We start from the raw sequence: 13,281 nt of genomic DNA on the forward strand, positions 1-13,281 counted from the left end.
GATGACGCATGAGCATCGATCAGACCCTCACGAGCCAGGAACGGCTTGCGGACCTCGACCTGCAGCAGCTCAAGCAGCTGGTCGGGCTCGTCGAGTACGACGCCGCGGGCGACCCCTTCCCGGTGACCGGATGGGACGCGGTGGTCTGGGCGGTGGGCAACGCGACACAGTCCGCGCTGTACTTCCAGACGGTCTTCGGGATGGAGCTGGTCGCCTACTCCGGCCCGGAGACCGGCAACCGCGACCACCACGCGTTCGTGCTCCGCTCCGGGGCGATCCGCTTCGTGCTCAAGGGCGGCGTCGACCCCGACAGCCCGCTGCTGGACCACCACCGCCGCCACGGCGACGGCGTGATCGACATCGCGCTGGAGGTGCCCGACGTCGACAAGTGCGTCGAGCACGCCCGCGCACAGGGCGCGACCGTGCTGGAGGAACCGCACGACAGCACCGACGAACACGGCACCGTCCGGACGGCGGCCATCGCCACGTACGGCGAGACCCGCCACACCCTGGTGGACCGCTCCCGCTACACCGGCCCCTATCTGCCCGGATACGTGGCCCGGACCTCGGGCTACGTGAAGCCCGAGAACGAGCCCAAGCGCGTCTTCCAGGCACTCGACCACGTCGTGGGCAACGTGGAACTCGGGCACATGGACGAGTGGGTCGACTTCTACAACCGCGTCATGGGCTTCACCAACATGGCCGAGTTCATCGGCGACGACATCGCCACCGAGTACTCGGCGCTGATGAGCAAGGTCGTCGCCAGCGGGAACCACCGGGTGAAGTTCCCGCTCAACGAGCCGGCGATCGCGAAGAAGCGCTCCCAGATCGACGAGTACCTCGACTTCTACCGCGGCCCCGGCGCCCAGCACCTCGCCCTCGCCACCAACGACATCATCAGGACCGTCGATGTGCTGCGGGCCAAGGGCATCGAGTTCCTCGCCACGCCGGAGAGCTACTACACCGACCCGGAGCTGCGCGCCCGCATCGGCCATGTCCGCGTCCCCATCGAGGAGTTGGCCTCGCGCGGCATCCTCGTCGACCGCGACGAGGACGGCTACCTGCTGCAGATCTTCACCAAGCCGATCGGCGACCGGCCCACCGTGTTCTTCGAGTTCATCGAACGCCACGGCTCCCTCGGCTTCGGCAAGGGCAACTTCCAGGCCCTCTTCGAGGCGATCGAGCGCGAGCAGGAGAAGCGCGGCAACTTCTAGCGGTGCGGAGCGCCGGGCGTCACGCCGGGGGCGGGGTGAGCTTGGTGGCCACGGCGTCGAGGACCCAGTCGAGGCCGGTCGCGAAGGAGGTCTCGGCGTCCACGTCCGTGCCGTCGTACACGGCCTTGGCCAGCGCCGGGAAGCGGCCCGTGGCCAGCATTTTCGTCACGTGCGGGCCGGAGGCGCGCTGCCAGTCGAGCTCGGACAGGCCGGTGGCGCGCTCGGCCCGCAGGTTCGCCACCTCGCGCCTGATCGCGCCGGTGAAGTAGGCGCTGACCGTCTCCACGGCGCGCATGACGGTGTCGATGTCGGCGAGACCGTCGAGGGGGGCCAGCGTGGCCTCGGTCACGGCGAGGCTGTTCGGGCCCAGGGCCGGGCGGCCGCCGAGCAGGTCGGCCAGCCATTCGTGCCGCAGCGCGGTCCGCCGGGTGCGGTGAGCGAGCACGCTCAGCGCCTCCCGCCAGTCGCCGGGCTGCTCCTCGGGGAGGATCTCGGCGTGGACCTCGTCCACCATGAGGTCGAACAGCTCCTCCTTGGTGGAGATGAACCCGTACAGCCGCATCGGCCCGGCGCCCAGCCGGCCGGCGACCTTGCGCAACGACACCGCCTCCAGCCCACCCTCGTCGGCCAGCGCGACGGCGGCGGCGACGATCCGCTCCCGGTCGAGCGGCACGGGGCGGGTCGGCGGCTCCGGTCGGTCCCACACAGTCATGGCCACATCGTACTGTTGCGATACATTGCATCGTGTCAATACAGTGTATCGACATGAGACATCGCATCGCAGTGGTCGGAAGCGGTCCCGCCGGCCTGACCCTCGCCCGCGTCCTCCATCGCCATGATCATCCCGTCGCCCTCTTCGAACGCGACCCCGGCCCCGACGCCCGGCCGCCGGGCGGCACGCTGGACCTGCACGAAGGGCTGGGCCAACTCGCTCTGGACAAGGCCGGGTTGCTGGCGGAGTTCGAGGCGCTGTCCCGCCCCGAAGGGCAGGCCATGCGCATCCTGGACCCGGCAGGGACCGTGCTGCGTGACTGGCGGCCCCGCCCGGACGACCGCGCCAACCCCGAGATCGACCGCGGGCAACTGCGTGACCTGCTGCTCGGCCCTCTCGACGTCCGGTGGGGGCGGGGTGTGACGCAGGTGGCCGCGGGGACGGGTGACGGCGCCGTGGTCTCGTTCGAAGACGGGCGGCAGGAGACGTTCGACCTCGTGGTCGGCGCGGACGGTGCCTGGTCCCGGGTCCGCCCGGCACTCTCGTCAGTGACCCCGCACCACACGGGCGTCACCACGGTCGAGACCTCCCTGGACGACGTCGACACCCGCCACCCCCACCTCGCCCGGTTGATCGGCGACGGTTCCCTGGCCGTCCACGGTGCGAACCGAGCCCTCGTCGCCCAGCGCAACAGCGGCGGCCACGTCAAGGTGTACGCCCAGTTCCGCGCGCCGCTGGACCGGCACGCGCACCCGGACCCGGCCGACGTCGAGGCCGTACGGTCGGACCTGCTGGCTCTGTTCGACGGCTGGGCCGATCCCGTTCTCGACCTCCTCCGGCACGGCACCGCCTTCGTCCACCGCCCCCTGTACACCCTGCCCGTCTCCCACACCTGGACCCATGTCCCCGGGGTGACGCTCCTGGGCGACGCCGCGCATCTCATGCCCCCACTGGGGGCGGGCGCCAACCTCGCGATGCTGGAGGGCGCGGAACTCGCCGAGGCCATCGCCGCCGCTGCCGGCCCCGGAGATCTGGACGAGGCCGTCCGCGCCTTCGAGGAACGGATGTGGACGCGGGCCACCAGGTGGGCGAAGATCACGACGGCAGGTCTGGAACGCCTGGTGAGCCCGGACCCCGCCCAGGCCCTCGCCCTCTTCGACGAGGTTCAGGCGTCCTGAGCGCCGGATGCGCCATCACGTACCGCCGGCTCACCGGAGATACCGGCTCACTCGCGATGCCTGCTCATCCGACTCACCGCCGGACGCACCGAACGCGGCCCTCAGTCCGCCACCGCCACGAGCCGCCCCGGTCCTCCTACGAGCGGCACGACGAATTCGCCGACATCACCCACCCGGTGACGCCTGACGTGCTGCGCCGGCTGGAGGGTGTGTTGTCTGTCCCAGCCGACTTACCGGGTGCTCGTCCATGTGGAATAACCGGGCGCGGCAGTGTGCTGCACGAGGGCTCCCGGCATGTGCCGGTGGGCAGGCGGCGTCCGGCGTGCCGTTCGAGCATCGGCACGCCGTACTCCGGACCGTGTGAAGACGCGTCCGGGAGAAGGAGGTAGGGAACCATGACCGGCGACTTCAACGCGTACCCGGCCACCGACGGGGTCGCGCCCGACCGTTGGGCCAGCGCGCTGCACCTGTTCGACAACGGCGTCGGAGTGCCGCACGAGGAGACCACCGCCGAGCGCTGGGAGCGGGCCCAACTGCTGTTCGGCGCGCGGGACTACATCGGTGCCGCGAAGCTCCTCGTCGACGTGGTCGAGGAGGTCCCGGAGCAGACGGGCCCCCGGCTGCTGCTGGCCCGCGCCTACTACCACTCCGCGCAACTGCGCCGCGCGGAGGACCAGTTGCGGGTGATCGTCCAGCGTGATCCGGTGGAGCACTACGCGCATCTGATGCTCGGGCGCACCCTGCAGCGTCAGGGGCGTCCGGGCGAGGCGGAGCCCTGGCTGCGGATGGCCGGCGCGTTCGCGGGCGAGTTCCCCGACAGCGAGTGAGCGGCAGGGGGCGACGACCGAGGGGCGTGGACCGTTTCCGTGAGCATGAAGGGCGAGTCTCCGGGTAGGCGGATTCCGCCGGGGAGGGGCCGTGACACCTGGGGAGGTCGAAGCGGCCCCTCCCCCCCTTTTTTTCGTGGGAGATCAGGGGGGCGTGACGCGGGCGTGGCGGTAAGGACAGCCGCATCGGTCACACCGCGCACCAGCAGGTGGCGGCGCGTTGGGCGGGGCGTCGACGGGACACTGAGCAGTTCCTTGTTCGCATATAGGGAGCAATATCTCCTCCCTGTGTGATCGGCGGGTGACCGCGACGCCTGCGGGCGATCTCCCGACCGCGGGCTAAGATCCCCGGGAAGGCGCCACGTGAGTTCCAACGGACGTGCCCCATCGCCCCCATCGCCCCGACTTCCCCGATCGTCGCGACGTAGGGGTGATCGACGGGCGGTCCACGGGCGGGCGGTCGGGCCCGGGCTTCAAGGGGTAGATTTTGCGCCCATTGTGACGTGTACCTGTCCAAGTCGCGGGTGGGGTGGCACGCTGCGTTGCGCGAGATCGTCCTCGTCCCCCACCGCACAAGGAGTACGCGTGAGAGACATACGCCGCTCGTCCCGCTCCCCGCGCAAGTCCCGCCCCGTCTTCGCCGCCCTGCTGGGTGCCGCCGCGTTGCTCGGCACCGGTGTGTTCGCGTCGCCCGCCGGGGCTGCCACGGCCGCGGCCGACCCCGCCTCGTTCTGGACCGCCGAGCGGATGCGTCAGGCCACCCCGCTCGATCTGCCGACCGTGGACCGATCCCGGGTGAAGGCTCCCTCCGTCGGCAAGGGCAAGGAGAAGACGGTCGCCCCGACCCTTCCGGGCGCCCTGAACGACGTGGGAGTGCTGGCCTTCCCCCACAGCGGTGGAGCCTGGAGCGGCGGCGGGGCCGTGGTGTCCACGGCCGGACGCGTCTTCTTCACCTACCAGGGGCGTACGGCCTCGTGTTCCGGCAACGCCGTCACCAGCTCCAACAAGAGCACCGTCATCACCGCCGGGCACTGCGTGAAGCTGGAGGGCTCCTGGCACACCAACTGGGTCTTCGTGCCCGGATACCACGACGGACAGGCGCCGTACGGCAGGTGGAGTGCCACGAAGACACTGTCCACTCCGCAGTGGACCGCGAGCGAGGACATCAACTACGACATCGGCGCGGCCGTCGTCGCCCCGCTGGACGGGAAGCTGCTGACGGACGTCGTCGGCGGGCAGGGGCTGGCCTTCAACACCGGCTACAACAAGGCGATGTACGCCTTCGGCTTCCCCGCCGCCGCCCCGTACGACGGGGAGAAGTTCATCTACTGCAGCGGAACGACCAACCGTGACTTCCTGCTCTCCAACGACCACGGCATGAACTGCAACATGACCGGCGGCTCCAGCGGAGGCCCCTGGTTCACCCAGTTCAACGAGTCCACGGGCACCGGCCTGTTGTCGTCGGTGAACAGCTTCAAGTACAACTTCCTGCCCAACCGGATGTACGGGCCGTACTTCGGCGCCGACGCGCAGAACCTCTACCAGACCGCGCAGTCGTCCTGACCGCCGGTCCCTGCGCGGATGGCTTGCGCGGTCCTCACGACCGCGCAAGCCCCCCGTAAGGCAGCGCCCAGGGGCTCAGGTGAGGTTCTTCTCCAGCGCGGTCAGGTAGCTCTGCATGAAGTGGTCGCGGACCCGTCGCTCGCGGGCGCCAGCGGGTCGGCCAGGAGACCGGCGGCCCGGTCGGTGAGACCGCCGATCAGCGGCATCGTGTCGCGGACCTTGCCGCGGGAGTCGATGTAGCGCAGCGCCTCGACGTGCGCGTAGGCGGGGGCGGGCGGCATCTCGGGGACGATGTCGTTGTTGTTCACGAACCGGTACACATACGGGCACCGGCGAGCATGGCGAGCGCACCGCCCAGGCTGTGGCCGGTGAACCACACGGTCTGCCCGTTGGTGCGTAGCTCGGCGTGGGTCCTCTTCAATGACGATCATGTCGTCGCCGGCCATGGTGTAGGCCTGCGTGTCCTGCAACGGGAACGGCGGCGTGAACCGGGTCTCGTGGTGGCGGACGGTGTCGCATCCCCACCCCCGGGCCTGCGCCTCGACGGTCGCTTCGTCCTGCCCGAACAGGCGACGACTGGTGGGCCGTCGACGGCGGGCAGCCCCTGGGCGGAACCTCGACGCACCGGAGCCATGCGCCACCGGCACGACAGCCCTTCCACCCCCGTGCACCGACGACGGCACGGTTCGCTCGGATGGAGTAAGACCTGAGGACGAGAGAGACGAGAGAGATGAGAGAGGGGACAGGCTCATGGGTGCCTACGTGTCGGTCAGAGGGTGGTTGGAGTGCGACGAGACACAACTCGCCGCCGTCCAGGAGATCATCGCCAGACACGACGACAACCACTACACCCACGGATGGGGTGCACCGCGCCGGCATGTGAACTGGACCCACTACCTCTTCTACGGCGCCGACATCCGGGACTCGGCGCTGGACTGGTTCACCGACCAGATCAGGGCGATCGCCCGGATACCCGCATCCGACGCCGACGGAGATCTCGTCCAGGGCCTGTTCCTGGTCGGCCACGAAGTCGAGGGGACGGCCGAATGGCAGGTCCGCGACGGTCGACTCCTCATCACACCTGCCGACATCAGACACCGGTACCTCGACGCATAGGCCCCGCTCGCGCCGAGAGTTTCCGTACCCTCTCGCGCGCATGCCCCGGTGGCGGGCCGGTCAGGGACCGGCCCGCCACCGCGGGAGTCAGTGATCAGCGGGCTGGAACCGCCCGGCGGAGGTCAGCGCTGCGGGGTGACAGCGGCCGCGATCGTGTCGACGGCGCCGTTGCCGTCGGCCACCTGCGGCCCGTTCCACGCACCGCTCACGTACCGCATGTCGTGGAACACCTTGCCACTGACCAGCGTCAGCACGTGCAGGTCCCCGTTCGGGGCGGTGGCGGCCGCGACCCTGCTGACCAGGCCCCTGCCATCGGCCAGCTGCGCTCCGATCCACGAACCGTTCGCGTACCGGGCGTTGTGGAACACCTGGCCGCCGACCAGCGTCAGGACATGTACGTCACCGTTGAACACCCCGGCGGCGGCGATGTCGGTGACGGCGCCGTTGCCGTCGGCCAACCCGGCTCCGCTCCAGGAGCCGTTCGCGTACCGGAGGTTGTGGAAGACCTTGCCCTGGACGAGGGTGAGTACGTGGAGGTCGCCGCCCGGGGTGGTGGCGGCCGCGATCTCGCTGATGGCGCCGTTGCCGTCGGCCAGCTGGGCGCCGTTCCAGGAGCCGTTCGCGTAGCGGATGTTGTGGAAGACCTTGCCCTGGACGAGGGTGAGTACGTGGAGGTCGCCGCCCGGGGTGGTGGCTGCGGCGACCTTGCTGATGGCGCCGTTGCCGTCGGCCACCTGGGCCCCGCTCCAGGAGCCGTTGGCGTACCGGAGGGTGTGCAACAGCTGTCCGCCGGCCACCGTCAGCACATGCATGTCACCGTTGGACGCGCCGGCCTCCGCCGTGTCGGTGATGCCGCCACTGGGGTCGGAGACGTTCGCCCCGCTCCAGGAGCCGTTCGCGTACCGCATGTTGTGGAACGGCCGGCCGCCGACCGTCGTCGTCACATGGAGATCACCGCCCGGCGCCTCCGCTCCCTTGGGCTTCACATACCCGGAGATCAGCAGACTGTCGGCGCCCGAACGCGCGGTGCGCGGGTCGATGACGCGACGGGCGACCTTGTCGCCGTAGTTGCCGTCGACGGTGGTGATCGTGCCGTCGGCGTGGACGGCCGTGACGATGGAGACGTGCCCGCCACTGGCGTTGGCGGGTGCGCCGTAGACGGCGATGTCACCGGGCTCGGGGTTGCCGACTCCGCCCGCGGGCCGGCTGCTGAAGAGGCCTTGCTGCTGGCCCCAGAGCCCGACTCCGCGGGCCACAGCCGTGGTGGGCACGGGGGACACGCCCGCGGATCTCCACACCCAGGAGGCGAAGTAGGCACACCAGGGTGTGGTGGTGCAGGGCCCGTACTTCAGGCACGAGCCGTTGCTCTCCGCATTGCCGACCTCCGCTTCGGCAATGGCGGCGATCTGGGCCCGGGTGGCGGCGTGACTGGTGCCGGTACCCATGACGAGGGCTGCGGTCATCACGGCGAGTGCGATCGCCAGGTTGACGACCAGTCGGGCTGTGCGGGCGATCAGGGCGGTGGGTGTGGGTGCGGGTGTGGTTGCGAGTACGGGAGCGGGCTTCGGGCCCGTTGTTGTGGTCATGGCCACAGCCTCCGGCGCGGCCCTTCAGCATGCCTGCAGCGGCTCCGCAGCAGCCCTGCAACCTCACCTTCAAGAAGCCTGAGCGGGCGCCCGAACCCAGCTCGACCACCGCCGAGAGCGCGGCGGGTGGTGGGGAGGGAAAGAGAACGCGATCAATGGGAAGGGCGGGTCCGAGTGAGCGGAGGGTTGAAGGGGGAGGGGGCGGCGAGGGCCCAGCGGAGCGGGGTCGCGTGAGGGATCTCGACCACCCGCTCGATGTCGAAGTCGACGAACCTCAGCGCGCCCGGCAGTGCCGCGGTGCGCCCCGGGTCCCAGTCGACGCGGGCTGTGCCGGTGAGCTGGAGGGTGTGGCCCTGTTCCCAGTCCAGGAAGAGCAGGCCGCAGGCGGGGTTGAGGTGAATGTTTCCCAGGGTCATGTAGAAGGAGTTGCCGACGTAGTCCGGCCAGGAGAGCCGACGCGGGCCGGCCGTCACGAAGCCCGGTGTGCCGCCGCGGTGTGAGACGTCCGCGCCGTGGTCGGGGGAGTGGCTGGCTATGAAGAAGGTGTCCGCCCGCGCTGTCCGGTGCTGTTGCTCAGGGGTGAGACTGTCGCGGGTCTCGGCGGGGGCCGGACCGGCGGCCCGGCCGCCGGGGGAGTCCACGAGGACGCGGCGCTGGATGTACTTGGGACAGTTGCCCAGGACCTGCCCGGCCCGGAAGTGCAGCGCGTCCCCGTGCCGCCGTGCTGTTCCGTTCAGCCTGATCCGGCGGGCGGTGTGCGGGTCCACCGCCACGATGCCGATGTCCTGCTCCGTCGTGTAGACGTCGTCCAGCGGGTCACCGGGAGCCGGTACGGCGTCGACCACCAGGCGGTGCCGGTCGACCGGGGCGACGAAGCCGGCGTCTCCGGTGACGACGGACGCCCAGACGGCGCCCTCGGCGTCGGTACCTCCCAGGAAGAGCATCTGCTGCCTCTCCAGGAAGCGGGCGAACGGCGGCTCGATCACATCGCCGAACATGGGGGTGCCCCAGCCCGGGTGCCCTTCGCCCGCCCGCCGCTGTACGGCCTGCTCACCCTCGTGGTACGGCGTCCTCGTCATCGCTCTCCTTGTGAAGTGCCACGGTCGCGTGCGGCCTCGGTTCTCTCGTCATGGGTCGGCCACCGCACCACCGGCCCACCACGGCCCGACGTTAGGGAGCCCGGGGCCACCCCGATTGACGAATCACGCACGAGCCATGGCTGAGTTGCGTTCTGTCCGGGGCCCGACCGGGCCGGTCGGGGAGGCGGCCCCGGGCACGTCGGCGCAGCCAGCGCGGGACATGGGCGCCACGGTGTGTGTCGTGAGCGACACCGTGTGTTCGAAAGGGCTGTAGAAAACCAGCATCCGGGTATGTTCCAATGGGCTCGCCTAACGGATGCACGGGGTACCTCCACATCCCTCGTGGCTGCGGCGTCGTAGCGGCGCGGTCGGGTGGTGAGGAAAGCCCCTGAATTCTTATTAGACGGGGGATTGGTCGATGGCAGGCGTCGGCGTTCGTACGGAAACCAAGACCGTTATCCGATTCAACGTGACCGCACGGTCCCATGACTGTGTGCAGATCGTCCGAGACCATGACGAAGAACCACGCGGAACCCTGGTCAGCAATCGCTTCGGCGAAGTGCGGATCCTTCTTGTCGAGGGGGGTCCACGCGAAATGATCAGACCCGGCCGACTGCTGGACACGCACAAGGAAGGGTATCTGAGCATATGCCGCCCCCTGGTCGGTGAGATAGCTGTGTTCCAGGACGGGAAGCACGCGACGGCCCGCGGGGCGCAACTCGTCTGCTATGACAGTTCGCGTCCGTACAAGGTCATCATGACGGAGAACTTCCGTGTGGTGACGCTGATGATGCCGCGCCGCCTGTTGGGTCTGACGGCGAAGGGCACCGAGATGCTCACCGCCAGGGTGTGGGACGGGTCGCACGGCCTCGGGGCTCTGCTGTCCGATCTGCTCATCGGTCTCGAACAGCACGGAGAGTACGTCGACACCGGCATCGACCTGCTCGGCGGCAGTGTGGCCGGGCTCGCGGCGGCACTCTTCTCGGAGCGACTGCGCTCGATGGTCGAGGAGTCCGGGACCGGCCGACCGACGCTGATGCTCAGCATCCAGGCCTTCATCAGGGAGCGGCTCGCCGATCCCGACCTCTGCCCGTCGGTCGTCGCCCAGCGGCACAACGTCTCGCTGCGCTACCTGCAGAAGATCTTCCACGAGCACAACACCAGCCCGGCCCGCTGGATCCGGGACGAAAGGCTCGCACGCTGCCGGTCCGAGATGGCCGATCCACGATTCGACCATCTTTCCATCGCGGCGATCGGTGAACGTTCGGGTTTCTACGGGGCCTCGCACTTCAGCCGACTCTTCAGGGACCGGTACGGCATCACGCCTCGGGAATTCCGCAAGAGCCGGGGGATGGCCCTCGCCGACTGATGTGCGATGCACTGTTTCCATTCAGTTAATTCAAACCCTTACGGGAAGGCAATGCATTGACCAGCTTCGAATTTCCCGGAGAGTACTACGAGATCATGCGGGGCGATTTTCGCAACCTTGCTGCGGAAACGGAATTCCTGTCCTCCCTCGCGCCGGCGGGCGGACGCGTCCTCGATCTGGGCTGCGGGACGGGGACCAACCTCCGGGAGCTCGGCGCGCGGGGGTTCACGTGCCTTGGAGCAGACCAGAGTGCCCGTTTCACCGCGTACGCACGCGGTGTCGGTGGTGAGGGCGTCGAGTATGTGCACGAGCGGGCCGAGACCTTCACCACCGACGACCGCTTCGATCTCATCTACAGCATCTTCATGACGCTCAACTATCTGCCGCGCGCAGAGCTGCGCGACGTGCTGCGGAAGGTGCGGGATCTACTCCTGCCCGGCGGCCATGTGGTGCTGGAGTTCGGCCATTTGCTGAACTTCGTGGAAGGTTTTCAGCAGCACACGGTGGCCCACCACCGCAGTGACGACGGAGTGCTGATCACCCGGCTCGCCCGTCAGTCGATCAACCCGCACGCGGCGAACTGGCGCAACGAGGAGACCCTGCTCGTCCGCGAGCGCGACGGCCAGGTGTCCATGTACGACAACTTCTTCGACCAGGCGGTCCTCACCGGTCCGGAGGTGCGGGAGCTGCTGGCCGACGCCGGGCTCCGGATCATCGCGGAGTACGGCGGCTTCCGCAAGGAACCGGTGCCGTTCCACGGGCGCGGCCCCTTGGTGATCGTGGCGACCGCGAAGGGGGACGAGTCCAAATGACGACCTCCGACATCGCGATGACCGCGAGCGGCACGTCGTTCCTCGACGGCGGGCCCGCCGTTCCCGCCGAGGTGGCCGACCTCGGCGAGGCGCTCGTGCGGGCGGCGGAGCGCGACGATGACACCGAGCAGAGCATCCGGTTCATCGGCGTGGACGGCAGGGAGGAGGGAACGACGTACCGGCGGCTGCTGGACGACGCCGCGCGCATGCTCGCCGGCCTCCGCGCGGCGGGCGTCCGCGCAGGGGAGACCGTCGTCCTCCAGGTGGCCGACGACCCCGAGCTGCTGACCGCCTTCTGGGCCTGCGTCCTGGGTGGATTCGTCCCGATGCCCGTCAACGCCGGTGCCACCGCCGACCAACGCGCGGCGGCCCCCGAACTGCTGCGGCGTGTGTGGGACGGCTACGGCGCGCCCCGGGTCGTCACCGGAGTCGACCAGCGGCTGGCTCCGGAGGTCACGGCCGATCCGCGCTGGGAGGGTGCGTGGCTCGGGACCACCCGCGACCTGCTCACGCACGCTCCCGATCGGAACCGGCACCGGGCCGACGCCGATGATCCGGCCGTGCGGCTGTTGACCTCGGGGAGCACCGGCGTGCCGAAGGTCGTGGTGCTCACCCACCGCAACGTGCTCAGCCGCACCGCGGCTACTGCCCGGGTGAACCGGCTGAACGACCGGACACGCACCTTCAACTGGATGCCCCTGGACCATGTGGGCGGCCTGGTCATGTTCCACGCCCGCGACGTCTACCTCGGCTGCCACCAGGTGCACGCCCGCTTCGAGTGGGTCCTCGACGACCCGCTGCGCTGGCTCACCGCCATGGACAGACACCGCTCGGACACCACCTGGGCGCCGAACTTCGCCTTCGGGCTCATCAACGACCAGGCGAACAGGGTCGAGGAGCAGTCCTGGGACCTGTCCTGCGTGCGCTACATCATGAATGGCGGTGAGGCTGTCCGCAGCGGCGTGGTCCGCCGCTTCATGGAGGTGCTCGCGCCCTTCGGACTGCGGCCGGACGCCATGTACCCGGGCTGGGGAATGTCGGAGACCTCCGCCGGGGTGGCCGACTGCGAGTTCTCCGCTGTCGACGCCGGGGACGAGCGTTATGTTCCCGTGGGGCGGCCGCAGCCCGGCACCTCGCTGCGGGTGGTGGACGAGCGCAACGAACTGGTGCCGCCCGGTGTCACGGGTCGGCTCCAGGTCGCCGGCGCCACCGTGACCTCCGGCTACTACCGCAACGACGAGCAGAACCGGCAGTCGTTCACCTCCGACGGCTGGTTCAAGTCCGGCGATCTCGCCTACGTCCAGAACGGGATCCTGACGGTGACCGGGCGGGCCGACGACGTCATCCAGCTCGACGGCGTCACCTATCACGGTCACGAGATCGAGGCTGTGGTGGAAGAACTCGACTGCGTCGCGCCTTCGTACACCGTGGCGTGCGCGGTGAGCGCGGCGGGCGGGAAGGGGGAGGAGCTCGCGGTCTTCTTCCATCCGCGCGAGGGTGTGGACTCCGCCGAGGCCGAGGGGCTGGTGCGGGGCCGGGTGGCGGAGGCCTTTGGGGTCGGTCTCGCGCACGTCGTGCCGGTGACCAAGGAAGACGTGCCCAAGACCGGCATCGGCAAGCTCCGCAGGGCGCAACTGCGGCAGCGGTTCGAGGAGTCACGGGAGGCCGAGCACACCGACATGTCGGCCACGCGCGCCTGACGTCGCGGACCGGAACATCGGCGGCGGTGCCGGACGGATACCCGCCCGGCACCGCCGGTCCGCAGGAACGCGGGCCGTGCCCTCCGCGTCCCCACCTCGCCCCGGGGGGGATGGCGTGCGCGCCC

Annotated in this window: 13 protein-coding genes; 8 read left to right on the plus strand and 5 right to left on the minus strand. The window is 69.6% G+C overall.

What is annotated here, in order from left to right:
* The first annotated feature begins 8 nt into the window (after positions 1-8).
* Positions 9-1,214: a 4-hydroxyphenylpyruvate dioxygenase gene (hppD, locus tag PUR53_RS06640; protein ID WP_329907704.1), complete on the plus strand. Its 1,206-nt coding sequence runs from the start codon at positions 9-11 to the stop codon at positions 1,212-1,214.
* A 19-nt stretch (positions 1,215-1,233) separates the two neighbouring features.
* Here hppD and PUR53_RS06645 read toward each other — a convergent pair whose 3' ends face one another.
* Positions 1,234-1,926 carry a TetR/AcrR family transcriptional regulator gene (locus PUR53_RS06645; RefSeq protein WP_329896473.1) on the minus strand — a complete coding sequence of 231 codons (693 nt, stop codon included), beginning with the start codon at positions 1,924-1,926 and terminating at the stop codon, positions 1,234-1,236.
* Between the two features lie 53 nt (positions 1,927-1,979).
* Here PUR53_RS06645 and PUR53_RS06650 point away from each other — a divergent pair, with 53 nt between their 5' ends.
* From PUR53_RS06650 to PUR53_RS06660, 3 genes are all read left to right on the plus strand, one after another.
* Positions 1,980-3,104, plus strand: a complete 1,125-nt coding sequence (locus PUR53_RS06650; RefSeq protein ID WP_329896474.1) for an FAD-dependent oxidoreductase — start codon at positions 1,980-1,982, stop codon at positions 3,102-3,104.
* 395 nt (positions 3,105-3,499) lie between these two features.
* Positions 3,500-3,931 (plus strand): tetratricopeptide repeat protein, encoded by a 432-nt coding sequence (locus tag PUR53_RS06655; RefSeq protein WP_329896475.1) that lies wholly within the window; start codon positions 3,500-3,502, stop codon positions 3,929-3,931.
* Between the two features lie 585 nt (positions 3,932-4,516).
* Positions 4,517-5,494 carry a trypsin-like serine peptidase gene (locus PUR53_RS06660; RefSeq protein ID WP_329907706.1) on the plus strand — a complete coding sequence of 326 codons (978 nt, stop codon included), beginning with the start codon at positions 4,517-4,519 and terminating at the stop codon, positions 5,492-5,494.
* 101 nt (positions 5,495-5,595) lie between these two features.
* Here PUR53_RS06660 and PUR53_RS48085 read toward each other — a convergent pair whose 3' ends face one another.
* Both PUR53_RS48085 and PUR53_RS48090 read right to left on the minus strand, forming a co-directional pair.
* Positions 5,596-5,802 (minus strand): hypothetical protein, encoded by a 207-nt coding sequence (locus PUR53_RS48085; RefSeq protein ID WP_443078087.1) that lies wholly within the window; start codon positions 5,800-5,802, stop codon positions 5,596-5,598.
* Positions 5,799-5,915 carry a lipase family protein gene (locus PUR53_RS48090; RefSeq protein WP_443078088.1) on the minus strand — a complete coding sequence of 39 codons (117 nt, stop codon included), beginning with the start codon at positions 5,913-5,915 and terminating at the stop codon, positions 5,799-5,801. Before PUR53_RS48090 ends, PUR53_RS48085 begins: the two co-directional genes overlap by 4 nt.
* A gap of 329 nt (positions 5,916-6,244) precedes the next feature.
* Between PUR53_RS48090 and PUR53_RS06670 the strand changes: the two genes are divergently transcribed.
* Entirely contained in the window at positions 6,245-6,610 is a 366-nt protein-coding gene (locus PUR53_RS06670) for a hypothetical protein (RefSeq protein ID WP_329896476.1), read from the plus strand.
* 122 nt (positions 6,611-6,732) lie between these two features.
* On the opposite strand, the gene PUR53_RS06675 is transcribed toward PUR53_RS06670, so the two are convergent.
* A complete protein-coding gene (locus PUR53_RS06675; RefSeq protein ID WP_329907708.1) occupies positions 6,733-8,196 on the minus strand; it encodes a CHAP domain-containing protein in 1,464 nt (487 codons plus the stop codon).
* A gap of 152 nt (positions 8,197-8,348) precedes the next feature.
* Positions 8,349-9,275 (minus strand): pyridoxamine 5'-phosphate oxidase family protein, encoded by a 927-nt coding sequence (locus PUR53_RS06680; RefSeq protein ID WP_329896478.1) that lies wholly within the window; start codon positions 9,273-9,275, stop codon positions 8,349-8,351.
* Between the two features lie 418 nt (positions 9,276-9,693).
* Between PUR53_RS06680 and PUR53_RS06685 the strand changes: the two genes are divergently transcribed.
* Genes PUR53_RS06685 through PUR53_RS06695 form a run of 3 tightly spaced genes read left to right on the plus strand, consistent with a single transcriptional unit; the run spans position 9,694 to position 13,156 of the window.
* The gene (locus PUR53_RS06685; protein WP_329896479.1) at positions 9,694-10,644 is read left to right on the plus strand and encodes a helix-turn-helix domain-containing protein; all 951 of its coding nucleotides are present in this window, start codon (positions 9,694-9,696) and stop codon (positions 10,642-10,644) included.
* Between the two features lie 56 nt (positions 10,645-10,700).
* Positions 10,701-11,456 carry a class I SAM-dependent methyltransferase gene (locus PUR53_RS06690; RefSeq protein ID WP_329896480.1) on the plus strand — a complete coding sequence of 252 codons (756 nt, stop codon included), beginning with the start codon at positions 10,701-10,703 and terminating at the stop codon, positions 11,454-11,456.
* Positions 11,453-13,156 (plus strand): AMP-binding protein, encoded by a 1,704-nt coding sequence (locus tag PUR53_RS06695; protein WP_329907709.1) that lies wholly within the window; start codon positions 11,453-11,455, stop codon positions 13,154-13,156. Before PUR53_RS06690 ends, PUR53_RS06695 begins: the two co-directional genes overlap by 4 nt.
* Positions 13,157-13,281: the final 125 nt, after the last annotated feature.

The organism is Streptomyces sp. SP18BB07, assembly GCF_036322545.1.
Classification (GTDB): Bacteria; Actinomycetota; Actinomycetes; order Streptomycetales; family Streptomycetaceae; genus Streptomyces; species Streptomyces deccanensis.

Coding starts and splice junctions, on each gene's coding strand:
- PUR53_RS06650 (WP_329896474.1), top strand. CDS start 1,980: ATGAGACATCGCATCGCAGTGGTCGGAAGCGGTCCCGCCGGCCTGACC.
- PUR53_RS06655 (WP_329896475.1), top strand. CDS start 3,500: ATGACCGGCGACTTCAACGCGTACCCGGCCACCGACGGGGTCGCGCCC.
- PUR53_RS06675 (WP_329907708.1), bottom strand. CDS start 8,196: ATGACCACAACAACGGGCCCGAAGCCCGCTCCCGTACTCGCAACCACA.
- PUR53_RS06680 (WP_329896478.1), bottom strand. CDS start 9,275: ATGACGAGGACGCCGTACCACGAGGGTGAGCAGGCCGTACAGCGGCGG.
- PUR53_RS06695 (WP_329907709.1), top strand. CDS start 11,453: ATGACGACCTCCGACATCGCGATGACCGCGAGCGGCACGTCGTTCCTC.
- PUR53_RS06645 (WP_329896473.1), bottom strand. CDS start 1,926: ATGACTGTGTGGGACCGACCGGAGCCGCCGACCCGCCCCGTGCCGCTC.
- hppD (WP_329907704.1), top strand. CDS start 9: ATGAGCATCGATCAGACCCTCACGAGCCAGGAACGGCTTGCGGACCTC.
- PUR53_RS06685 (WP_329896479.1), top strand. CDS start 9,694: ATGGCAGGCGTCGGCGTTCGTACGGAAACCAAGACCGTTATCCGATTC.
- PUR53_RS06670 (WP_329896476.1), top strand. CDS start 6,245: ATGGGTGCCTACGTGTCGGTCAGAGGGTGGTTGGAGTGCGACGAGACA.